The sequence below is a fragment of the Chlorobium sp. genome, from assembly GCF_036528655.1.
Lineage (GTDB): Bacteria > Bacteroidota > Chlorobiia > Chlorobiales > Chlorobiaceae > Chlorobium.
Genome location: NZ_JAIGND010000026.1, coordinates 34,753 through 55,658, shown reverse-complemented (window position 1 = coordinate 55,658; position 20,906 = coordinate 34,753). Strand labels below are relative to the sequence as shown.

Genomic DNA, 20,906 nt, shown 5'->3' with positions numbered 1-20,906 from the left:
CGATGTCCCAGTAGTTGTTGCGGCTGACGTCGTGGCTCACGAACGCCGCCGGGGTAGCGTGCGAGAACGGCACGGTGCTGGCCACGCCGATCGCGTAGCCCATCTCGTTCCTGAGCGTTTCGGCTATGGTTTCGATCTCGCCGCCGGCACTGTCGGTTCTTTCCCAGGCGATGTTGCCATCGACGGTTTTCACGCCGGTTGCAATTGCCGTACCTGCGGATGCCGAGTCCGTGGCTGGTCCGGAACCTGTTGCATTATCGGGATTGCCGTTCGGCAGGAAATAATCCTCAAGAGTCTCGATGTCGTGATGCGATGCGCTGAACTGCAGCCACCCGGGCAGAGGAGAACCATCGGCAAGCGTCGCCGTGTAAGTCAGACTGTCGCCTTCCTCGATGTCGGCAAATGCATCGGCCAGCACTATATGCTCCAGCTTCGAGTCTTCCTGCACCGTAACGTCTTCAAGAGGTCTCTCAACAGTCGGCGTATCGGGAAGGGCGTAGATCGCAAGACCCGGCTCGACTTCGTTGGACACGATCAGTAAGCCGCTGCCGGTAACCAGACCTTCTGGCGAAACGAATCCCGTATCGCCCTCGACATCGAGAAGTTCGACAAATTCCACCTCGTATGGGTTGGTGACATCGAAAACAACCACGCTGTTGGCCCGTTCGAGACCGACGTACGCGTAGATGCGACCGTCTACTTCGGCAAGCGTTACATTCTCCGGCTCGGTGCCTTTATCGTCCGAACGCCCGTCGTCATACACCCCGGCTTCAATTGCTGCCCGTTCAGTCAGATCGCCGCTATCGTAGACGATATTGCCTTTGCTGTCCATGATGGAAAACGACCGTCCGCCGAAACCGATCACCTGTTCGGGCGATTGATCTTCAGCTGCTTCATCGGTGAGGTAAACTTCGGTGTTGATGGTTTTGAGACGTCCGATCTCCCCTGACTTCTTGCCTTCATCCTGGATGTACTGATTCAGTTTTTCGAGGTCTTCATAATCGACGAGACGGGTTTCATCGGAATAGAAGTAATCGTCCGACTTCCAGCCATACTTCATGGTGAGGAAATATTCATCACCTTCTTTGACTTTTTCGGCCTCATTATCAGTTTTATCGGATTCAATCACGTAGAAGGTTCCATTCGTCAATGGATCGGTTATCGTATCGACAGGCGTTACCCCGCCAGGAAGCGTCGCGATCAGCTTCAGATATGCCCCATCGTACTCTTCTTCCACGACAAAATTGACAGCATCCGGGCGGATTCTGCCGTCGCCTTCGTTGGCTATGACGACGAAGGTTTCGCCATTATACTCATAGCTATCGATGCCATCGGGCATGCGCATGCCGTAGAATGGTCGATGTCCGGGATCGATCCCCCCATCCTTGTCGGAAGTATCGACTGCAAGCTCGTTGAATCCTATTTCCACCAGGATGTTGTCGGGCCGTCCGTCCACATGGACGAAATCGTTGTCGAAACCGACCACGAGCGTGCCGTCCGGCTTGAGCGCAAGTCCCTCGGCCTTGTCGAAACGAGGGTCAATGCCAAGAGAGGGCAGATTAAGCAGTTCGTTCTTGTTTACAAAAACAATATCGCCCTGCAGCGCATCGGCCAGACTCTCGACATCTGCAAGCTCCGGCTGCGTCACGCCGGTACCGAGCAGTTGCTCCCAGCTTTTACCGTCCTGTCCAGTCGTGTAGTCCAGCGTGTCCGTAGCTCCGGCAAGATTGATTTCGAAAATCGTTTTATTTGCGTTCGATGTTGTCCCCGAATCCCGTTCGATGACGTAAAACACATCGCGTTCCGCATCGTAGACTGCGTCGCCGATCTTGTCCTGGCCTTTCTCGCCGGTAAGCGAATAGATGTATTCATGAACGGCCTCGCCGGTCGTCGGATCAACTGCGATGATCCTGACAACCTCCTGGTTATCGAAACCCGACGGCCTCAGGGGACTCTGTACGAATGCGTAGAGCAGCCCGTCATCGCTGTTCCAGGCCATCGCCTCGAAACCGCGGTTGTTGAAGATGGTGCTGTAGACTCCGGGAAGCGTCTGAAGGGTGTATGCCGGAACATCGGCATACTCGATATTGGCTGCGGCCGCAAAATTGGTTCCTGCAGGCATAATACGATGAATCAGGTTCCCTGTAGCCGCATCGAAAATGGCAATCTGAGGGCCGTATTCATCAGCGACGGCAAAGACAGGATTGCCGCTGTTCAGTCCCGAAATCGTCAGATGCAGGATCGATTCCGTATCGAGACCGAACTGATCCTTGCCGACAAGCTCGTAGGTGTTGAAACCATCCCCATCCTGCCCGGTGAGCCGATAGGCCGCATCGTTGCGGTCGAGCATGCCAAGACCGGAAGCATCGCGGAATCCGCCAATCCCATCCGGAACCTTGAGCGTTGTGCTGCCAAGCTCAACGATCTGGCCATTTGCCTTGCCGAGCTTGTAAACGGTTATCGGATAGTCGGGATCGTCGAAGATTTTGCCGCCTTTGTTCGGGTCTGCAGGATTGTCGTCTTCGCGATCTCCGATACTTGCGGCCTGCGGGCCTCGATCGGTAATGGTATAATAGATTTCGTATTCGGTTCCGTCGATCGTCTCCTTCCCGTCATACCAGAGACCTGAAAGGCCGCCGGCAACCACCTCTCCGTCATCGACCTGGCCATTATCGTTGAAATCGGGTCTTTCACCCGGATAGGCGATATCGAATTCATAGGTGGTCGCCTCAGGAGTGCCGCGATCCCAGTCTTTCAGTCCGACAGGATGAATCGCCACTATTTTTTTCGTTGTCAGATCGACAACCGCGATGGCATTGTTCTCCTGCAGGGATACGTAGGCCTTGCCGCCGCTTATGGAAACATACTCCGGCTCCATATCCTGGGCAACGAGGTTACCCTGAATGCCGTCTGCCGCGTCGTCGCCCGAAATCCGGATGCCTTTGTTGCGCAACTGTTCGAGCTGATCGTTATAATCTTCGAAAGTCAGTGTTGTCACTGCCGATGATCCGGGAGCTGCCGCATTGACTTCGATAATCGAGATACTGCCGAGAGGATCCATCGAATCAACTGCCTGGGTATAGAACATGTTCGGCTCGCCTTCGTTCGCGGTAACAAGCCTCGTACCGTCTTCATTGAAGGCAATGGAGTCCGGCAGCGAACCGACCGTAACCTGACCTGCGGGAATCAGGGTTGTACCGGAGATCGTGAAAAACTGAACCAGTCCATCGGTATGGTAGGTTGCTGTACTGCCGGGAACAGTCGCTTCCCGGTCAACGGCGACGGCAACCAGTCCGTCGGCATTCACCGCGACGCTCTGAGCCTTGCCGGCAAGTTCGATGGTTGCTCTCAGTACAGGGTTAAACGGATCGAGAAGGCTGACGACATAGAGTTCGTCATTGCCGCCGATGACAAATGCTGTTCTGGTTGCCGCGTGGTATGCCGTTATCTCCGATCCGGGCAACGTTATGGACCCGATCAGAGTGTGCTGTTTGCTTTCAGACATGGTGAGGCTCCTGTCCTGGTTGAAGTTGTGGTGAAACGGTAGTGTGACCGAAGTAAGCTCCCACAATGATAAGACAGGGCAAAAACAGTTTTATTAAGGGCGTGCAACGACTTTGTTGCCGTTATGCAAAATCGTCGAGCGGAGAAGGCTGTATTGCCGGACGACCGTAAAACAGATCGTCCGGCATCGCGGAAAAAGTCTGTTATTCCGGATCAGAGGAACTCTTCGAAATAATCGAGGTCTTTGTGAAAGGTCTCTTCAAGCGAGAACAGCGACAGAAATGCCCCTATAAGACAGATGCCGCCTACAAAAAGCGCGCTGTAGCGCAGCCCGAGAAAGCCGCTGCTGAACTGGAAGAGCATGGTAATGGGCACCACCATGCCACGCACGAAGTTGGGAACCGTGGTGGCGACCGTCGCCCGAAGATTGGTGCCGAACTGCTCGGCGGCAACGGTAATGAAAATAGCCCAGTAACCTCCGGCAAATCCCAGCAGCGCACAGACGCCATAGAAGAACGATGCGGAACTGCTGCCCTGCAGGAAATAGAGCGCGACTGCAGCGACGGTCAGCAGCATGAAAATCAGCACCGCTTTTTTCCTGCTCTGAAGAAGCTGGCTCAACAGGCCGCTCGACAGGTCGCCGAAAACCAGGCCAAGGTAGCAGTACATCACGGCATTCCCTGCGGAAACCGTCTCGCCTATGCCGAGATCAAGCGCAAATTCAGGCGAAAAGGTGATCAGCACGCCGACGACGAACCAGATAGGCACGCCGATCATGATGGAGTTCAGGTACCGGAAAAATCGACTGCGGTCTGTGAAAAGCGCGAGCATGTTTCCCCGGCTTATGGAAGATTTCTGCTCCATGGTGCTGAACATGCCGGATTCGGCGACTTTGAACCTGGCAAGCAGGAGAAGCAGGCCAAGTGCGCCGCCGATGAAAAAAGCCGTGCGCCAGTCGTAACTGTTGGCGACGAAATTGGCAAGAATCGCACCCGAGACGCCGATCGATGCGACCAGCATGGTGCCATACCCGCGAATGCGGGTGTGCAGTATTTCGGATACCAGCGTAATGCCGGCTCCGAGTTCTCCGGCAAGCCCGATGCCTGCTATGAAGCGAAGCGCCCCGTATGCGGGCAGAGAGGTCACGAAACCGTTGGCGATATTGGCAACCGAATACATGAGGATCGAGGCGAACATGATCTTCAGCCTACCCTTTTTGTCGCCGAGCCATCCCCAGAGGATGCCGCCGAGCAGCATCCCGATCATCTGCATGTTCAGGAGAAAAACGCCATCGTCGATAAGCGCCTGCCCTTCGATGCCGAGTTCTTTGAGACTGGGAACCCTTACGATGCTGAAAAGGACGAGATCGTAGATATCGACGAAGTAACCGAGTGCCGCCACGATGACCGGCATGCTGAACACATCGCGAACCGATGCGTGTTCTGAACCTGACACGAAATCCTCCGGATAGGGGTTTGCCGTACCGACCGGAAAACCCGATTGATGAATGCTGCTGAAAAAACGATTCTGAATATGCAAAAAATGACAAATTTAACCCGACAGAAATACGCCTCGTCGAGCTGTACCTGTACGTATCCTCCGGTACTCGTCGAGCACCGGCAGATCGGCTTCAGGAAAGTCGTAGTCTCCGATCGAGTTAAGGGTAATCCATGCGAGTGCCTGGTGTTCATGTGCTTCCGGCTCCCCGGAGCGGATTGCGCAGAGGAATGGCAGCAGGCGAAGCGAAAAATCCGGATATGCGTGATACACCGGCTTCAGCATACCTGAAACCGTAACGGTTATGCCAAGTTCCTCGCGGATTTCCCGGTGCAATGCCTCAAGCGCAGGCTCCCCTTCCTCGACTTTTCCACCGGGAAATTCCCATTTAAGGGCAAGCGACTTCCCTTCGGGACGCTGTGCGACGAGAAACGAGCCGTCACGCTCAATAATGGCGCAGACGACATCGCCGATATGTACTGGCGGAGGCATTCCTTGTTCCGTGGGTTGAGCAATAGTGTTATCTTCCTCGAAGATACAGGGTAAGAGCGTTTTTTCGAAACCTATTCATGGCAAAGGATGACCGACGACGCTAAGAGCCGTGAGGCTATCGCCTTTGCGCTCAGGCTCCTCTCGCTGAGGAATCACAGCCGGCATGAACTTGCCGGAAAACTGGTGAAAAAAGGCTACGGACACGATGCCGTCGAAGCCGCAATGAACTATCTTGCCGAAAAACGTCTCGTCGACGACGAAGCGTTCGGTAAAGAACTGATCAGCAGCCGATCGAAACGCAGACCTGTCGGTGTAAGCACCATGCGTTTCGAACTTGCCCGCAAGGGAGTTCCTGACGAAATTGCCGGAAGTCTTCTCCGGGAATATGACAACGCATCGCTCTGCCTTGCCGCGGCTGAAAAAAAATTAGCCGCACTGCACCGTTATGACGAGACGGTCCGGAAAAAAAAACTGGAAGCGTTCCTGCGAAACAGGGGGTTCAGCTGGCCGGTCGTCAGAGAGACCATCGAGAGTCTCTTTCATAACCGGCCTTGGTGATGATACCGGTTACACTGCGTCGGCGTGCACCAGCGAACCGACCTCCTCGCCCTGAAGCAGACGGGTGAAGTTCCCTTTTTCGTTCATGTTCATGACAACGATAGGCAGCACATTCTCCCTGCAAAGCGTGATAGCCGTCATATCCATAACCCGGAGGTTCTTGCGAATGACGTCGAGATAGGAAATCCTGGGAAAGAATTCAGCTTTGGGGTTCTTTTCGGGATCGGAATCGTAAACTCCGTCTACCCTGGTGCCTTTGACTATCACATCGGCTTCTATTTCGATAGCTCTGAGCGATGCTGCCGTATCTGTGGTGAAGTATGGATTGCCCGTACCAGCGCCGAAGATCACGACGCGGCCTTTTTCGAGGTGGCGTATGGCCCGCCTCCTGATGAACGGTTCGGCCATCTGCTCCATCTTGATGGCTGTCTGCAGCCGGGTATAGATTCCCTTTCGTTCAAGCGCATCCTGAAAGGCGATGGCATTGATGACCGTGGCGAGCATGCCCATGTAGTCGGCCTGTACCCGGTCCATTTTTGCTGCGGCTTCTGAAACTCCGCGGAATATATTGCCGCCACCGATGACGAGGGCGATTTCAGCTCCCATATCGCGGGCCTCGCGGATCTCTTCGGCATAACGGTCGAGCATGGCGGCATTGATGCCATACCCGTCATTTCCGGCAAGCGACTCGCCGCTCAACTTGAGCAAGATCCGCCTGTATTTCAGCATATCACCTCCATCGACAATGGTGTTGATTGAATCGAGCCTATGTAAATATGATCAAAAAAAAAGCCTCGTACAACGAGGCTTTTTTTTAATTACTCTCCTAACTGATAGCGGACAAACCCTTTAACATCAACCTGAGCCTGATGCTTCTTTCTGAAGTCAATGAGCACGTCGGCAACTTTCGCATTGCTGTCCTTGATAAATGCCTGCTCGGTCAGCACCACCTCCTGATAGTACTTTTCGAGGCGTCCGGTGACGATCTTATCGACGAACTGTTCCGGCTTGCCCTGTCCGAGCGCCTGCTGGCGGTAGATCTCCATCTCCTTTTCGATGTACTCGGCCGGAACCTCTGAACGATCGACAACAATCGGAGCGGATGCGGCAACCTGCATGGCGAGATCCTTTGCCAGCTCCCTGGATTCTTCAGGCTTGTCGGTGACAAGCTGCACAAGAGTGCCGAGCTGAGAACCGGGATGGACGTAAGATTCCACTACGCCATCGGGAGCCTCGCAGAACACGAGCCGTTTGAGTTCGAGCTTCTCGCCCAGCTTGCCGGTCATGGTTGTCATTGCGTCTTCAACCTTTTCGCCTCCGAAGTCTTCGCCAAGAGAAAGGGCAAGAAGGGCTTCGGGAGAAACCGCTCCGCTCTGAAGCGCCAGAGAAGCCAGTGCGTTGGCAAAACCGGTGAACACGTCGCCGCGGGCAACGAAGTCGGTTTCGCAGTTAAGTTCAAGTATGACTCCGCTCTTGCGATCATCGGCAAGCCTGATGGCAACCATTCCTTCGCGAGCTTCTTTTTCGGCTCTTTTGGCAGCAAGCGCGGCACCTTTCTTGCGAAGGTACTCGATGGCTTTCTGCATGTCGCCGCCGGTCTCCTCAAGGGCTTTCTTGCAGTCCATCATGCCTACGCCGGTAGTATCTCTCAGATCTTTGACGTCTTTTGCTGAAATCTGGCTCATTGGTTTAGAATCACTCTTTTATATTTTGTTATAGTAACGCTGCGTACTCATGATCTTATTCGGCTACTGCTGCGCCTTCGATCTCTTCTTCCTGTTCGTCCATTTCGGCAATCACTTCCTGCTCGACTTTCAGCGCGCGTGCGTTGATAACGGTTTCGGCCGCAGCCTTGACCATGAGCTGAATGGAGCGGATCGCGTCGTCGTTTGCAGGAATGACGTAATCGACTGTTTCCGGATCGCAGTTGGTATCGACCATCGCGAAAATGGGAATGCCAAGCGAACGGGCTTCCTTGATTGCGATGTGCTCTTTTTTGATATCGACCACGAACAGCGCGGCTGGAAGCCTTGTCATGTTGGCGATGCCGCCGAGAATCCTCATGAGCTTTTCTCTCTCGCGGGCGAGCATGAGACGTTCTTTCTTGGTGATCATATCGAAGGTGCCGTCCGTTTCCATGCGGTCGATGGCGTTCATGCGCCGGATGCTCTGACGGATGGTCGAGAAGTTGGTCAGCATGCCACCAAGCCAGCGCTCGCAGACGTAAGGCATGCCTGCTCGCTCGGCCTCTTCGGAAATGATGTGCTTGGCCTGTTTTTTCGTACCGACGAACATGATTTCGCGGCCGGTCGATGCAATGGCTTCGAGGGCCCTGAGCGCCTCGTCGGCAAGGACGACGGTTTTCTGCAGGTCGATGATGTGAACGCCGTTCTTTTCCATGAAAATGTACGGCTTCATTTTCGGACACCAGCGGCGTGCGAGGTGGCCGAAGTGCACTCCTGCGCGGAGCATATCTTCAAGCTGAAACTGCTGTGACATAAATGTATTCTTCCTGGTTTAGTTTGAGCCTCTACCATGCTGCGGCTCCGAGGGATCCGGCACCCGAGAGTGCCGGACACTTCCATGAAGCATCATCCGGAAGCGATCCGGAATGACATGGTATGCGGGATGTTTACTGAAAAAAATATTAACGCTTCGAGAACTGGAAACGTTTACGGGCTTTCTTGCGTCCGAATTTCTTGCGTTCGACCATACGGGGATCCCTGGTCAGGAGTTTTTCGGTCTTCAGAACCGGACGGACGGTTTCGTCGAATTCGGTAAGCGCGCGGGCAATGGCAAGACTCACCGCTCCGGTCTGGCCGCTGAGTCCGCCGCCCTGAACGTTGACCTTGATATCGAACTCTTCAGTTCTTTCGGTCAGCGCAAGAGGCCTGAGCGCCTTTGTGCGTTTGACCTCGTCTTTGAAATACTCTTCCACCGGAAGCTTGTTGATGATGACCCGGCCCTTGCCCGGCGTCATGAACACTCTTGCCACCGAGGTTTTACGGCGTCCTACGGTATCGATAACCTCTTTCATTCCCTCTTCTTTATTGGTGTTTAGTTAACTTTCAGTTCAACGGGGCACTGCGCTTCGTGCGGATGCTCCGTACCGGCATAGACCTTGAGTTTCTTGAACAGCTGGCGACCGAGATTGTTGTGAGGAAGCATTCCCCAGACCGCATGCTCGATGACTTTTTCAGGCTTTTTCTTCAGCAGATCCCTGACATGATCGATCTTGACGCCGCCGGGATAGTGCGAGTGATGGAAATAGCTTTTGTATTCGACTTTCTTGCCGCTCAGACCGACTTTCTCCGCATTGGTCACGATGATGAAGTCACCGGTGTCGATGTGCGGCGTGAACTGGGGCTTGTGTTTTCCCCTGAGTACCCTGGCGATTTCAGCTGCCATTCTTCCTAAAACCTGGCCTTCGGCATCAACGACATACCACTTCCGCTCAACTTCCGCAGGCTTTGCCGAATATGTTTTGAAACTTAACGTCTTGCTCATGCTGCTACAATGGATTAACTGGACTTTTCCGAAAAATAAAGTTTAGCAATGTAAATTATTTCATTTAATTCTACAAATTATAGTATTGCTCTCTTCTCTGAATATTCTCAGGCGGCCGTTTCGGTCCGCCGCACCTGCATAAGACAGTATTGCCGTTATGAAGCCACTGATTGCTCTGGTAGGGCGCCCGAACGTAGGAAAATCCACTCTTTTCAACAGGATTCTGCGCCAGAAAAGCGCCATTGTCGATCCAACCCCCGGCGTAACCCGCGACCGGCATATCATGCCCGGGGAGTGGCAGGGAAAGCAGTTCCTTCTTATGGATACCGGAGGTTACTGCATGGAAGGCGACGTCATCAGCATGGCCATGCTGGAACAGACCATGACGGCCATACGCGATGCCGACGCCGTTGTATTCATCACCGATGTCCGTTCCGGACTGACCTACGACGACCTTGAAATCAGCAGAATGCTGCAGCGGCAGTTCAGCGACAAGCAGATATTTTTTGCCGTCAACAAGGTTGAAAGCCCACAGCTCGCCATCGACGCCGAATCGTTCGTGAGCACAGGCTTTACCCATCCCTATTTCCTTTCTGCCCGCGACGGAAGCGGCGTGGCGGACATGCTTGACGACATTCTCGAATCACTTCCGGCACATGAAGGCCAAGGCGATGACGACGATCCGGCAGTCAGGCTGGCCGTAGTAGGCCGGCCCAATGTGGGCAAATCGAGTTTCGTCAACGCACTGCTCGGAACCAACCGGCAGATCGTATCCGATATACCAGGCACCACGCGCGACGCTATCGACAGCCGGTTTACCCGCAGACAGCAGGAGTTCGTGCTCATCGATACAGCGGGCCTGCGAAAACGCACGAAAATCGATGCCGGCATAGAATTCTACAGTTCGCTTCGCACGGAAAAAGCCCTGGAGCGGTGCGAGGTCGCCGTCGTGATGCTCGACGCAAGACAGGGCCTTGAAAAACAGGATCTGAAAATCATCAACATGGCGGCAGAACGCAAAAGAGGCGTCCTGCTCGTGGTAAACAAATGGGATCTGATCGAAAAAGACTCGAAAACCAGCACAATCTACGAGGAAAACCTGAGATCGCACATGGGCAACCTCTCCTGGATTCCGATACTGTTCATATCGGCAATGACGAAAAAGAACCTCTATCGCGCCATCGACACAGCCGAGCAGATCAGCCGGAACCGTTTGCAGAAAATTCCCACCAGTACACTGAACCGTTTTCTCGAAGAGGCGCTCGCAGCAAAGCACCCTTCCACAAAATCAGGCAAGGAACTGAAGATCAAGTACATGACGCAGATCGAATCCCACTGGCCGGTATTTGCATTTTTCTGCAATAATCCTGAGCTTGTGCAGAGCAATTTCAGGAAGTTCCTTGAAAACAAACTTCGCGAAAAGTTCAATCTCGAAGGGGTTCCGGTGTCGCTTCGGTTCATGGAAAAGTAACCGGCCGGAAAGCCCTTGCCCCTAAAGGGGCATCGCCAAATGCAATTCGACCATCAAACTCATCTCAGTTACTATGCACAAAGTAGAAGAATCGCAGATCATCGCCGCACTGCAGACCGTCATGGAACCGGACCTGAAAAAGGATCTGGTCTCGCTCGGCATGATTCAGGATATCCGCATCGACGAACAGAACAAGGTATCGTTCAGCGTGGTTCTTACGACGCCTGCGTGCCCCATGAAAAACCATATCAGGCAGGCCTGCATCGACGCCATTCGTACCTATGCCCCCCTTGCCGACGATTTAGAAGTGAACATGACCTCGAAAGTCACTTCAGGATGCGGCCATCACGGAGAAGAAAAGGAACGCCCGCTGAAGGGGGTGAAAAACATCATCGCCGTCGCGTCAGGCAAAGGAGGCGTAGGCAAATCCACCATAGCGGTCAATCTTGCCGTCAGCCTTGCCGAAACCGGCGCGAAAGTCGGCCTGATCGACGCCGATCTCTACGGACCGAGCATCCCGACCATGTTCGGCATTTACGACGCCAAACCCGAGGTTGTCAATAAAAACCTTGTCCCTGTCGAGAAATACGGCGTCAAACTGATGTCGATCGGGTTTCTCATCGAAACCGACACGGCGATAATCTGGCGCGGGCCCATGGCTTCGAGCGCCATCAAACAGTTCATTACCGAGGTGGAATGGGGCGATCTCGACTACCTGATCTTCGATCTTCCGCCCGGCACCGGCGACATACAGCTGACGCTGGTGCAGACAATTCCGCTGACGGGTGCGGTTATCGTCACCACTCCGCAGGATGTCGCGCTTGCCGATGTCGCAAAAGCGGTCAGCATGTTCCGAAAGGTGCATGTGCCGATTCTCGGACTGGTGGAGAACATGAGCTACTACGAACTGCCCGACGGCTCGAAAGATTACATTTTCGGCAAATCGGGAGGTGAAAAGTTCGCAAAAGCCCAGGGCATCGCATTCCTTGGCTCCATTCCCATAGGACGGGAGGTACGCGAAGGCGGCGACAGCGGCACTCCGTTCGTCATTGCAAATCCCGGAACCGTCACTGCTGCGGCGCTCGCCCGTTCGGCGCAGGAAGTTGCCCGTCAGATTTCAATGACAAATGCAGGAATGAGTACGGGTTCGGAACATTCATGTTCGTCGGGTTGTTGCCATTGAATGCCCGGACAGAGGCATTCAGGAAGTTTTTTTATCCTGTTTTTTTTAGCGGGAAGTGATATTATAAGAGCTTGAAACAGATCCGGCTTTTGAGTTTTTCATGTATTTCAAATCATTTTAACAGCATTCGATCATGAGCACCAAGGATTATCTGCCTAACAGCGACGGCCTCTACGACAGGGTTATCGCTGCACTTGAAACCGTACGCCCTTACCTTCAGGTGGACGGCGGCGACTGCCAGCTCGTCGGCATCACCAAGGATATGGTTGTGGACGTCAAACTTCTCGGAGCTTGCGGTTCCTGCCCGATGAGCACCCTCACCCTCCGCGCCGGAGTCGAACAGGCGATCAAGAAAGCAATTCCCGAAATCGCCCGCGTCGAGTCGGTCTGAACCGGTAAAGAACAGAACGCCAAAACGGCTGCCCGGCACCATCACCAAAGCAGCCGTTTTTATTTTCCGCCATCCAGCCTCTTCCCTAATCCGGATTTCTCAACAGCACTTCCAGAGCGTCTTCGTCAGCGACGAGAACATCCCTTGGCTTGCTGCCGTCGGCATGGCTGACGATGCGGGCGTCAGCGAGCTGATCCATCACCCGTCCCGCCCGACTGAACCCGAGCCTCAGACGCCTTTGCAGGAGCGATACGCTCGCCTGCTGGTGCATGACCACAAGCCTTGCCGCTTCCTCAAACATAGCGTCTCGGCCGTCCCGATCCTGTATGCCGCCGGCAGACATCGAGCCTCCTTTCTGCATCTCCGCCGCCGGAAGCATATAGATATTTTTCAGGGCCTCCTGCGACCCTATAAACCTTGTGATCTGCTCAACCTCGTGAGATGACACATAAGGGGCCTGGATCCTCATTGACTTCGGCTGATCCGAGGGCTGATAGAGCATATCGCCGTTACCGAGCAGCTGTTCGGCACCGGAACCGTCAAGAATCGTGCGGGAGTCGACCTTGCTGGCTACCTGGAAGGCGATGCGGGCGGGAAAATTGGCTTTGATGATACCGGTGATAACATCGACCGAGGGGCGCTGGGTAGCAACGATAAGGTGAATGCCGACGGCCCTGGCAAGCTGGGCGATCCTGATGATCGGTTCCTCAACCTCTCGGCCGGCCGTGATCATCAGATCGGCGAGTTCGTCGATCACGACGACCAGATAAGGCAGAGCCTCGTCGGGCAGACGCCTGTTATAATCGCCGATATTGCGGACACCGGCCTTTTCAAGGCTTTCGTAACGAGCCTCCATCTCTTTGACCACGCATCTGAGCGCATAGACCGCTTTCTGCGGTTCAGTGATGATCTGCTCGTCAATACCGGGAAACTTGAGAAGAAAATGGTTTTTAAGATGCTGATAGTGGAAAAGTTCTACCCGTTTCGGATCGATCATGACGAATTTCACCTTGTCGGGGCGGCAGGCATAGAGCAGACTTGAAATGATGACATTGATACAGACCGACTTTCCCGCTCCGGTGGCGCCGGCAATCAGCAGATGGGGCATCAAGGCAAGATCTGCGATAAATACTTCGTTCGCAATGGTTTTACCGAGCACGATGGGAAGCGTCATCGTGCTGTTCTTGAATTTTTCCACCTGCAGGACCGATCGGAGCCAGACGGTTTTCGGCTTGCTGTTCGGAATTTCGACACCGACGGCATTCTTGCCCGGGATAGGGGCTATGATGCGGATCCCTCTTGCGGCAAGCGCCATGGCCAGATCGTTCTCCAGAGACTTCACCCGGCTGATTTTGACGTCAGGAGCAAGCTCCATTTCAAAAAGCGTTACCCGAGGCCCGACCGTGGTTGAAATCCTCACCACGTCGATTTTGTAGATATTGAGTTTTTCAAGCAGTTTACGCTTGCTTTCGGCAAGATGGCGTTCATCGATGCTGTTATCGTCCTCGGCAACCCTTTCGAGCAGATCGATCGAAGGAAAACGGTAGGGCTCCCTGTCCTTGGTCTTGACTTTCAGACGCCGCTCATCAAGATCGGCTTCTTTCTCATGAACGCCGGCAGTGATGATCATTTCAGGTTCTCCGGCGATTCCGGCCTGTATGACAGGCTCCACAACCGGCTGCAGAGGAGGCGCTTCGGCATGCTCATCCGAAAATACCTTCAGATGGTCGCCGGAACCCAGGGCATCATCAGCCATGAGGTTTTTGTTCGGCTGAACCGGTTCAGAAACGGTTTTGCTGACATTTTTCTTTCGTTTTTTCTCATCTTTCCGCAGTTTGTTCTCCTCTTTTATGCGAAGCCGATCGGCTTTGCGCGAGGCTCTCCGCTCGAACCAGGCCCTGACGATGCCGACAGGCCGTCTGAAAACCTCGCCGAAAGACTGCCTGGTATCGGAAAACAGGTTGCCCAGGGTTCGGCTTATATAAAAGGTAGTTACGGCTGCGGCGGCAACAAGAAAAATCCATGCGCCCGTCATGCCGATAAGGGTAGAAAGCATGGCAGCAAACATCCTGCCGATAGTACCGGCAAGATAGTCGCTGAACGGCATTGAAGTCAGGCCCGACATGGTAGCGATATCGATAGCCATGAAAAGCATGTACAGAAAAAAAAGCAGGGCCGGTTTGAGACTTCTGTGGCGAAAAAGCGACCAACCCCACACAAGCAGGGCGATGCCGGGCAGAACCGCAGGGTACCCGAAAAACGAACGGACAAAAAACGCCGAAAGCCTCGCGCCCAGCAACCCGAAAGGATTTCCGATGCTTCGGGCGGTCTCTTTTGCCGCAGAGCTCGATATGTCGTTCCAGGAAAGCGAGACAAGAAGGGATTCATCTTCAGGATGAAAACTCAGCAATGCCGCAATGAAAAACAGGGATGCAAGCATCAGGACAATACCAGCAATCTCCCTCTTCTGCTGCTCGTTGCCTCCCTTAAACGGTATCCAGTCTTTCTTGTTATGTTTCTTCACTGCCACGCAGTAATTCCTTATGATGATCTAAAGCGGAGAACGCTCCACGAAAGGCAACGCGCGAATAGTGCCGGGATGAAGCACTCCGCGGATTTCAACGAATACAGGGGTCCCCGGTCTGCCGTACTCCTTGAGAATCGAACAGGTACCTATAGGCTCCTGCAAAGTCGGCGAGAGGGTGCCGCTGCAGACGGTACCTATCTCCTGCCTGTCGGAGTTGTAGAGCCTGAAATGCTGGCGCGGCAGAGCCCTGCCCTCGAGGCTGAAGCCGGCTACCGTCTTTCTCGGACTCAGCAGCACCTGCTCGCACGCATCTTTGCCGATAAATCGGCCCTTCTGCATTTTAACGACCCACTTCAGACGGGCTTCAAGCGGATTGACCGTGCTGTCTATTTCATGTCCATAGAGCGAGTAGCCCATTTCGAGCCTGAGCGTATCTCTGGCACCGAGTCCGACCGGCTTGATGCCGCAGGCTTCTCCTGCACTCAGGAGTGCCGACCAAAGTGCCGGTGCGGAATCGTTCGGAATGAGAATTTCCACGCCCTGCTCGCCTGTATATCCGGTACGCGCTATCAGCAGTTCCGCACCGTTGAAACCGGCCTTCCGGAACCTGAAGGTTCCCAGAGAGGAAAAATCGAACTCCGGCAGCACTTTTCTCAGGATTGACGCCGATGCCGGACCCTGAAGGGCGATAAGCGAAAAATCGTCGGTGCGGTCTTCAAGCGTTACGCCATCGAAAGCGCCGATATGCTGCTTTATCCAGTCGAAATCCTTTCCGGCATTGCCTGCGTTGACAATAAGGAACCATGTTTCCGCATCGATACGATAGATGATAAGATCATCGACAATTCCGCCATCCGGGTAAAGCATCAGATTGTACTGGGCGTCGCCGTCAGAAAGCACTCCGATATCGTTGGTGGTGAGGTACTGGAGAAATTCACCCGCACGCGCCCCCCTGATAAAAAAATTTCCCATATGGGAAACATCGAAAAGCCCTGCGGCTTCCCGAACCGCTTTGTGCTCGGCAATGATGCCGCTGTACTGCACAGGCATGAGATAACCGCCAAAATCGATTATTTTTGCTCCGGCCTGTTCATGCAAGGGAAAAAGCGCTGTTTTTTTCATGACGATCAGATAACGGCATACAATTGACGGGAAAGGCAACCTCCTGTAAAAAAGCATTTTACAGGAAAGTTCAAAGCCTTTTTCTTTGTACATGCAATATATGAATCCTGAGGGGAACTTCGAACGGGCAGCGGCAGCGCAAAAGTCAGGAGCCGAGGGCTTTTGCGCTTTTTCTGGCGATTTTCACCGGTTTGCAGAGCTGCTTGCGTTCATCCGAAGCCCGACCGCAGAGTCCGCAGATGTATCTGGGCCTCCTGCCGGTCGCAGCAAGGCGTCTGACGTGGCCATGCAGGGTTTTGCTGTCGCACTTGCAGAGTTTTTTCATGGCTTGAAGGATCTCCCCATGATGATCGTATCGCCAAGTTCATTCCGGTCGCCCGGCATGACGGGAAAGTACTCGGCCAGAATCCTGCCGCAGCGCTCTACGGCATCGGCTATGGCGGCTCCCTGTCGCCTGCTCCGGATTCCGCTTATGATGGTATCGACAATCTCCTGCCAGAGATGCGGCTCGACCTTCGCGCTGATACCCTTGTCGGCAATGACCCGTACCCGGTGTTCGAATACCGAGATATAGATAAGGATGCCTGTGCGATCGACCGTATCGTGTATGCCACGCCGATGGAATGCGGCGGCAGCTGCCTGTTCTACCTCGTCATGCATGTCGGTGGCCGACACGAACGGACGTTTGAGCAGGGATACTCTCCTGAGAAGCTCGTTGAGCAGGATAAACAGCACGCCAAAAAGCATGAGAAACATCCACATATCGCTGCTGCCGGCAACAAGCATTGCGGAAAGTGCAATGGCGAGCGAAAACATGGAACTGCCAAGCAGTCCCGCAGCCGGATAAGCGTCACTGGAAGCAACAACCTTGACGACGATCTCGCCTGAGGTTTTTTGCTCGGCTTCGCGGATGCGCTCCTCGATAATCTGTTTATCCTGATCCGAAAGAAAGCTGTTGACCGGGTCGTTCATATTCTCTCTATAGCCTTTTGCTTGTATTCATTTACCAGTTACCCGATGCCCCGCCGCCGCCGAATCCGCCGCCGCCGCCACCGAATCCACCGCCGCCGCCAAATCCGCCGCCACCGCCAAAGGAACCTCCGCCGTAAAAACCGCCGCCCGGCCCCCCACCATAGATAAATGGACCTCTGCCCCGGGTTATCTGGCTTATAAAGTAAATAAACAGTATGACAAGCACCAGCAGGGCCAAAGAAGGGGATCCTCTTTTTTCTTTGACGGGAGCAGCCTTGTATTCTCCCTGCACGGCAAGGATGATCGACTCTACGCCTTTCCGAAAGCCGGCATCGAACTGTCCCGTCCTGAAGAGCGGAACCACATCGGAGTCGACGATCCGCCCGGCAAGCAGGTCGGTCATGCGGCCTTCGAGTCCGTAACCAACCTCGATACGAACGTTGCGGTCATCCCGGGAAACCAGAAAGAGAACGCCGTTATCGACCCCTTTCTGACCGATTTTCCATGCTTCGGCCACCCTGATGGAAAAATCCTCTATCGGATCCCCTTCGAGAGAGGGTACCGTGAGAATGACAATCTGAGTGGACTCCTTCTCTTCAAGTTCGGCAAGCCTTGTGTCGAGAATTGCTTCTACCTCCGGAGAAATCATTCCTGCAAGATCGTTTATCCTGCCCGTAAGCCGCGGCACCTCAAGCGCACTGGCTGACTGAACCAGCACCAGCATTGCAAGCAGGCTCAGGAAAAACAGCATCGGGGCCGTCCGTTTCTGCATAAAATTCCGCAAAGCTTAAAATTTCACCTCAGGAACCGCCTGCGCTGCGGCATCGGCTTTGAAATACTCCCTGGCCTTCAATTTGAGCAACAGGCTGTTGGTAATGGAGTTTGGAAACTGCCTGATCGAAAAGTTGAATACCTCAACCGCGCCGTTGTAACGCTGGCGCGCAACGCTGATACGATTTTCGGTGCCTTCGAGCTGATTCTGCAGATCCCTGAAATTCTGGGTTGCCTTGATGTCGGGATAGCGTTCGACGGCAACCAGCAGACGGGACAGGCTTGATGAAAGCTGGCCCTGGGCATTCTGAAATTTGTTCATGGCCTCGGGATCGCTGAGCATTTCGGGGGTAAGCTGTATGGACGTGGCTTTCGCACGCGCTTCGACGACAGCCGTGAGCGTCTCCTGTTCAAAATTCGCGGCCCCCTTTACCGTAGCGACCAGGTTGGGCACCAGATCGGCCCGTCGCTGCAGCTGGGATTCAAGATCGCCCCAGGCTCTTTTGACGGCTTCGTCGTTCTGCTGTATCGTATTATATCCGCAACCTGAGAGCGAACCGAGCAGCAGGAAAAAAGCGAACAGTCTGAAAACGATGGGTTTCATGGCGGTCGTATTGTTAGTTGAACATCATGTTATTGTAATTGATAATTACATGTTACGGATGCAATATAAAGCATTTTGCGGGATGCGGAAAAACGCTGGTCAGCTGATCAGACGCTCGACCGTAAAGATCCCCTGAACTTTTTTCAGCTTGTCCATCAGTGTTGCGAGTTTCTCGATATTGCGGACATAGACCATCAGCGTACCGACGAACATGCCGTCCTTGGCATGCAGCGAAATGCTCCTGATGTTGGTATCGAACCGCGATATCACGGTCGTAATCTGGTTGGTGATGCCGATCCTGTCCTCGCCTATGATTTTAATGCCGGCAAGAAAATCGGTCTCCACCTTGCGATTCCACGAAACCGAAACGATTCGCTCGCTTTTCAGGAAATTTTCGTTACTGACGTTCAGGCAGTTCTTGCGATGAATCTTCACCACGCCGTCTGCGGTAACGAAACCGATGACGTCGTCTCCGGGAACAGGCTGGCAGCATTTCGCATAAGCGTAAGCGATGTTGCTCATACCGGCAATGATGACCTCGTTTTTTCCGGTAACGGGAACTTCCGGCTCCTGACGGGCGGACTGAAGGTACGCCTCGATCTGCCGGGTTTCGCTGACCGTCTGTTTTGCCGCTGATTCCTGCGGCTCCTTTCTTGCGTTGCTGACGCGCTCGAAAATCTCTTCGCCGTTGATCTCCTGGCTGGCAAGCGCGCTGAAAAAGTCGGCGGGCGTTTTGATGCCGTACTTTTTAGCCTGCCGGATGATATCGTTATCGGTAAAGAGCTTTTTGCCTCCCGATAGCAGTTTCTCCCAGATGGTACGACCTTTCTCGATCTGCATGCGCCGCTCTTCGTTGATGGCGGCCCTGATTTTCAGCCTTGCCCGGTGGGTGACGACAAACTTCAGCCAATCGGGTTTGGGCTTCTGGTTTTTCGAGGTGATGATCTCCACCCGGTCGCCGGACTTGAGCTTCGCGTTGAGGCGAACGATCCTGCCGTTCACTTTGGCGCCGATACAGCCGTTGCCTATCTCGGAGTGGATTGCATAGGCAAAATCGATAGGCGTGGCATCCGCCGGCATGGTCTTCATATCGCCTTTCGGCGTAAAGACGTAAATCTCGTCGTGATAGAGATTAAGTTTGAAGCCTTCCATAAAGGACGCCGCCGAATCGGCGTCCTTTATCAGTTCCCGCGCCCAGAGAAGAAAAGAGTCGATACTGGCGTCGTCCTTCGATATCTTCTCCTTGTAGCGCCAGTGAGCCGCGACTCCAAGCTCGGCAAACTCGTGCATGCGCTTGGTACGGATCTGCAGCTCGACCACATAGCCTTTAGGGCCGATGATTGCCGAATGCAGCGACTGGTATCCGTTGTGCTTGGGTATGGAAATATAATCCTTGAAGTGCTGCGGTATTGGTGGATACTTCTGCGTTATGAACCCGTATACAGCAAAACAATCGGCTACGCGCTCGGTATCGACGATCACCCTGATACCGTAAAGATCGTGGATGTCCTCGAAGCTCTTGTTTTTGTTGCGCATCTTGTTGTAGATGGAAAACAGGTGCTTCGCCCGTCCCTGAACCTCTATAAGGAAACCCTGTTTTTCAAGATCCTCCTTGATGGGCGAGATCATACGGTTGAGATAATTGATGCGCTCTGCCCTGCTCAGCCTGACTTTCTGCTGCAGAAACTCGAACATCTCGGGATCGATGTATTTCAGAGCGAGATTCTCGAACTCGACCTTCATCTTGCCGAGACCGAAGCGATGAGCAAGCGGAGCGTAAATATCCCTTGTTTCGAGAGCGATCTTGAGGCGGCGGTGTTCGGGAAGCGATTCGAGTGTGCGCATGTTGTGCAGCCGGTCGCAGAACTTGATGAGAATGACCCGGATATCCTTGACCATCGAGAGCAGCATCTTGCGAAAACCTTCGGCCTGTGTAGTTTCCCGGTTGATCATGATGCCGGATATCTTGGTCAGCCCTTCGACGATGTCGGCGACATCGGAACCGAGCTCGGCAGCAATGTCGTCGTAGGTATAGCCGCTGTCTTCGATCACATCGTGCAGCAGGGCGGCGGCAACAGAGACGTCGTCGAGAGGAAGCTCTTCGAGCATGATGGTGGCGACCTCCACCGGATGATAGAAATAAGGCTCTCCGGATGCTCGTTTTTCCCCCTCATGAGCCCTGTAGCACATGAAGAACGCGCGCTGAACGAGCGATTCGTCGCAGTTCTTGAGATTGCTGCGGCAAAGGCGCAGTATCTCGTGCAGTTTTTCGTAATGGTTTTTCTCTATCTGTGCAAGCATATGCGG

Annotated in this window: 19 protein-coding genes; 4 read left to right on the top strand and 15 right to left on the bottom strand. The window is 53.8% G+C overall.

What is annotated here, in order from left to right; all coding sequences use genetic code 11:
• From K4305_RS07625 to K4305_RS07615, 3 genes are all read right to left on the bottom strand, one after another.
• Nucleotides 1-3,505: choice-of-anchor I domain-containing protein (locus K4305_RS07625; RefSeq protein WP_331561817.1), on the bottom strand; the 3,505-nt coding region annotated here is incomplete at its 3' end.
• Nucleotides 3,506-3,717: 212 nt separating this feature from the next.
• Complete coding sequence (locus tag K4305_RS07620) at nucleotides 3,718-4,917, bottom strand: MFS transporter (protein WP_442880442.1); 1,200 nt, start codon at nucleotides 4,915-4,917, stop codon at nucleotides 3,718-3,720.
• Nucleotides 4,918-5,055: 138 nt separating this feature from the next.
• A complete protein-coding gene (locus K4305_RS07615) occupies nucleotides 5,056-5,493 on the bottom strand; it encodes a (deoxy)nucleoside triphosphate pyrophosphohydrolase (protein WP_331561815.1) in 438 nt (145 codons plus the stop codon).
• 87 nt (nucleotides 5,494-5,580) lie between these two features.
• On the opposite strand from K4305_RS07615, the gene recX reads away from it, so the two are divergent.
• Nucleotides 5,581-6,051 (top strand): recombination regulator RecX, encoded by a 471-nt coding sequence (gene recX, locus K4305_RS07610; protein ID WP_331561814.1) that lies wholly within the window; start codon nucleotides 5,581-5,583, stop codon nucleotides 6,049-6,051.
• A gap of 9 nt (nucleotides 6,052-6,060) precedes the next feature.
• Here recX and pyrH read toward each other — a convergent pair whose 3' ends face one another.
• The 5 genes from pyrH to rplM all read right to left on the bottom strand — a co-directional run bounded on the left by pyrH (nucleotide 6,061) and on the right by rplM (nucleotide 9,558).
• The gene (gene pyrH, locus K4305_RS07605) at nucleotides 6,061-6,780 is read right to left on the bottom strand and encodes a UMP kinase (RefSeq protein ID WP_331561813.1); all 720 of its coding nucleotides are present in this window, start codon (nucleotides 6,778-6,780) and stop codon (nucleotides 6,061-6,063) included.
• An 89-nt stretch (nucleotides 6,781-6,869) separates the two neighbouring features.
• Nucleotides 6,870-7,736 carry a translation elongation factor Ts gene (tsf, locus tag K4305_RS07600; protein ID WP_331561812.1) on the bottom strand — a complete coding sequence of 289 codons (867 nt, stop codon included), beginning with the start codon at nucleotides 7,734-7,736 and terminating at the stop codon, nucleotides 6,870-6,872.
• A 55-nt stretch (nucleotides 7,737-7,791) separates the two neighbouring features.
• A complete protein-coding gene (gene rpsB, locus K4305_RS07595) occupies nucleotides 7,792-8,550 on the bottom strand; it encodes a 30S ribosomal protein S2 (protein ID WP_331561811.1) in 759 nt (252 codons plus the stop codon).
• A gap of 148 nt (nucleotides 8,551-8,698) precedes the next feature.
• Nucleotides 8,699-9,088 (bottom strand): 30S ribosomal protein S9, encoded by a 390-nt coding sequence (gene rpsI, locus K4305_RS07590; protein WP_331561810.1) that lies wholly within the window; start codon nucleotides 9,086-9,088, stop codon nucleotides 8,699-8,701.
• A gap of 20 nt (nucleotides 9,089-9,108) precedes the next feature.
• Nucleotides 9,109-9,558 carry a 50S ribosomal protein L13 gene (gene rplM / locus K4305_RS07585; protein ID WP_331561809.1) on the bottom strand — a complete coding sequence of 150 codons (450 nt, stop codon included), beginning with the start codon at nucleotides 9,556-9,558 and terminating at the stop codon, nucleotides 9,109-9,111.
• Nucleotides 9,559-9,715: 157 nt separating this feature from the next.
• On the opposite strand from rplM, the gene der reads away from it, so the two are divergent.
• From der to K4305_RS07570, 3 genes are all read left to right on the top strand, one after another.
• Nucleotides 9,716-11,029: a ribosome biogenesis GTPase Der gene (der, locus tag K4305_RS07580; RefSeq protein ID WP_331561808.1), complete on the top strand. Its 1,314-nt coding sequence runs from the start codon at nucleotides 9,716-9,718 to the stop codon at nucleotides 11,027-11,029.
• 73 nt (nucleotides 11,030-11,102) lie between these two features.
• Entirely contained in the window at nucleotides 11,103-12,212 is a 1,110-nt protein-coding gene (locus tag K4305_RS07575) for an Mrp/NBP35 family ATP-binding protein (protein ID WP_331561807.1), read from the top strand.
• Between the two features lie 133 nt (nucleotides 12,213-12,345).
• A complete protein-coding gene (locus tag K4305_RS07570; RefSeq protein WP_331561806.1) occupies nucleotides 12,346-12,603 on the top strand; it encodes a NifU family protein in 258 nt (85 codons plus the stop codon).
• A gap of 85 nt (nucleotides 12,604-12,688) precedes the next feature.
• Here the strand turns inward: K4305_RS07570 and K4305_RS07565 are convergent, their stop codons facing one another.
• The 7 genes from K4305_RS07565 to K4305_RS07535 all read right to left on the bottom strand — a co-directional run bounded on the left by K4305_RS07565 (nucleotide 12,689) and on the right by K4305_RS07535 (nucleotide 20,900).
• A complete protein-coding gene (locus K4305_RS07565; protein ID WP_442880441.1) occupies nucleotides 12,689-15,043 on the bottom strand; it encodes a DNA translocase FtsK in 2,355 nt (784 codons plus the stop codon).
• 111 nt (nucleotides 15,044-15,154) lie between these two features.
• Nucleotides 15,155-16,252 carry a glycine cleavage system aminomethyltransferase GcvT gene (gene gcvT / locus K4305_RS07560; RefSeq protein WP_331561805.1) on the bottom strand — a complete coding sequence of 366 codons (1,098 nt, stop codon included), beginning with the start codon at nucleotides 16,250-16,252 and terminating at the stop codon, nucleotides 15,155-15,157.
• A 145-nt stretch (nucleotides 16,253-16,397) separates the two neighbouring features.
• Nucleotides 16,398-16,577 (bottom strand): hypothetical protein, encoded by a 180-nt coding sequence (locus K4305_RS07555; protein ID WP_331561804.1) that lies wholly within the window; start codon nucleotides 16,575-16,577, stop codon nucleotides 16,398-16,400.
• A complete protein-coding gene (locus K4305_RS07550; RefSeq protein ID WP_331561803.1) occupies nucleotides 16,574-17,224 on the bottom strand; it encodes a TPM domain-containing protein in 651 nt (216 codons plus the stop codon). The genes K4305_RS07555 and K4305_RS07550 overlap by 4 nt, the downstream gene beginning before the upstream one ends.
• Before the next feature lie 31 nt (nucleotides 17,225-17,255).
• Nucleotides 17,256-17,975 (bottom strand): TPM domain-containing protein, encoded by a 720-nt coding sequence (locus K4305_RS07545; RefSeq protein ID WP_331561802.1) that lies wholly within the window; start codon nucleotides 17,973-17,975, stop codon nucleotides 17,256-17,258.
• Between the two features lie 36 nt (nucleotides 17,976-18,011).
• On the bottom strand, nucleotides 18,012-18,599 hold the full coding sequence (locus K4305_RS07540; RefSeq protein ID WP_331561801.1) for a LemA family protein: 588 nt from the start codon (nucleotides 18,597-18,599) through the stop codon (nucleotides 18,012-18,014).
• Nucleotides 18,600-18,698: 99 nt separating this feature from the next.
• Nucleotides 18,699-20,900: a RelA/SpoT family protein gene (locus tag K4305_RS07535; RefSeq protein WP_331561800.1), complete on the bottom strand. Its 2,202-nt coding sequence runs from the start codon at nucleotides 20,898-20,900 to the stop codon at nucleotides 18,699-18,701.
• Nucleotides 20,901-20,906 lie beyond the last annotated feature (6 nt).

What these genes read in the sequence shown, in the direction of transcription:
- K4305_RS07565 (WP_442880441.1), bottom strand. Translation starts at nt 15,043, where the DNA reads ATGCTTGCATCCCTGTTTTTCATTGCGGCATTGCTGAGTTTTCATCCT.
- K4305_RS07620 (WP_442880442.1), bottom strand. Translation starts at nt 4,917, where the DNA reads ATGCCGGTCATCGTGGCGGCACTCGGTTACTTCGTCGATATCTACGAT.
- K4305_RS07570 (WP_331561806.1), top strand. Translation starts at nt 12,346, where the DNA reads ATGAGCACCAAGGATTATCTGCCTAACAGCGACGGCCTCTACGACAGG.
- pyrH (WP_331561813.1), bottom strand. Translation starts at nt 6,780, where the DNA reads ATGCTGAAATACAGGCGGATCTTGCTCAAGTTGAGCGGCGAGTCGCTT.
- K4305_RS07540 (WP_331561801.1), bottom strand. Translation starts at nt 18,599, where the DNA reads ATGAAACCCATCGTTTTCAGACTGTTCGCTTTTTTCCTGCTGCTCGGT.
- K4305_RS07575 (WP_331561807.1), top strand. Translation starts at nt 11,103, where the DNA reads ATGCACAAAGTAGAAGAATCGCAGATCATCGCCGCACTGCAGACCGTC.
- K4305_RS07550 (WP_331561803.1), bottom strand. Translation starts at nt 17,224, where the DNA reads ATGAACGACCCGGTCAACAGCTTTCTTTCGGATCAGGATAAACAGATT.
- der (WP_331561808.1), top strand. Translation starts at nt 9,716, where the DNA reads ATGAAGCCACTGATTGCTCTGGTAGGGCGCCCGAACGTAGGAAAATCC.
- gcvT (WP_331561805.1), bottom strand. Translation starts at nt 16,252, where the DNA reads ATGAAAAAAACAGCGCTTTTTCCCTTGCATGAACAGGCCGGAGCAAAA.
- rpsB (WP_331561811.1), bottom strand. Translation starts at nt 8,550, where the DNA reads ATGTCACAGCAGTTTCAGCTTGAAGATATGCTCCGCGCAGGAGTGCAC.
- K4305_RS07555 (WP_331561804.1), bottom strand. Translation starts at nt 16,577, where the DNA reads ATGAAAAAACTCTGCAAGTGCGACAGCAAAACCCTGCATGGCCACGTC.
- recX (WP_331561814.1), top strand. Translation starts at nt 5,581, where the DNA reads ATGACCGACGACGCTAAGAGCCGTGAGGCTATCGCCTTTGCGCTCAGG.
- rplM (WP_331561809.1), bottom strand. Translation starts at nt 9,558, where the DNA reads ATGAGCAAGACGTTAAGTTTCAAAACATATTCGGCAAAGCCTGCGGAA.
- tsf (WP_331561812.1), bottom strand. Translation starts at nt 7,736, where the DNA reads ATGAGCCAGATTTCAGCAAAAGACGTCAAAGATCTGAGAGATACTACC.
- K4305_RS07545 (WP_331561802.1), bottom strand. Translation starts at nt 17,975, where the DNA reads ATGCTGTTTTTCCTGAGCCTGCTTGCAATGCTGGTGCTGGTTCAGTCA.
- K4305_RS07615 (WP_331561815.1), bottom strand. Translation starts at nt 5,493, where the DNA reads ATGCCTCCGCCAGTACATATCGGCGATGTCGTCTGCGCCATTATTGAG.
- rpsI (WP_331561810.1), bottom strand. Translation starts at nt 9,088, where the DNA reads ATGAAAGAGGTTATCGATACCGTAGGACGCCGTAAAACCTCGGTGGCA.
- K4305_RS07535 (WP_331561800.1), bottom strand. Translation starts at nt 20,900, where the DNA reads ATGCTTGCACAGATAGAGAAAAACCATTACGAAAAACTGCACGAGATA.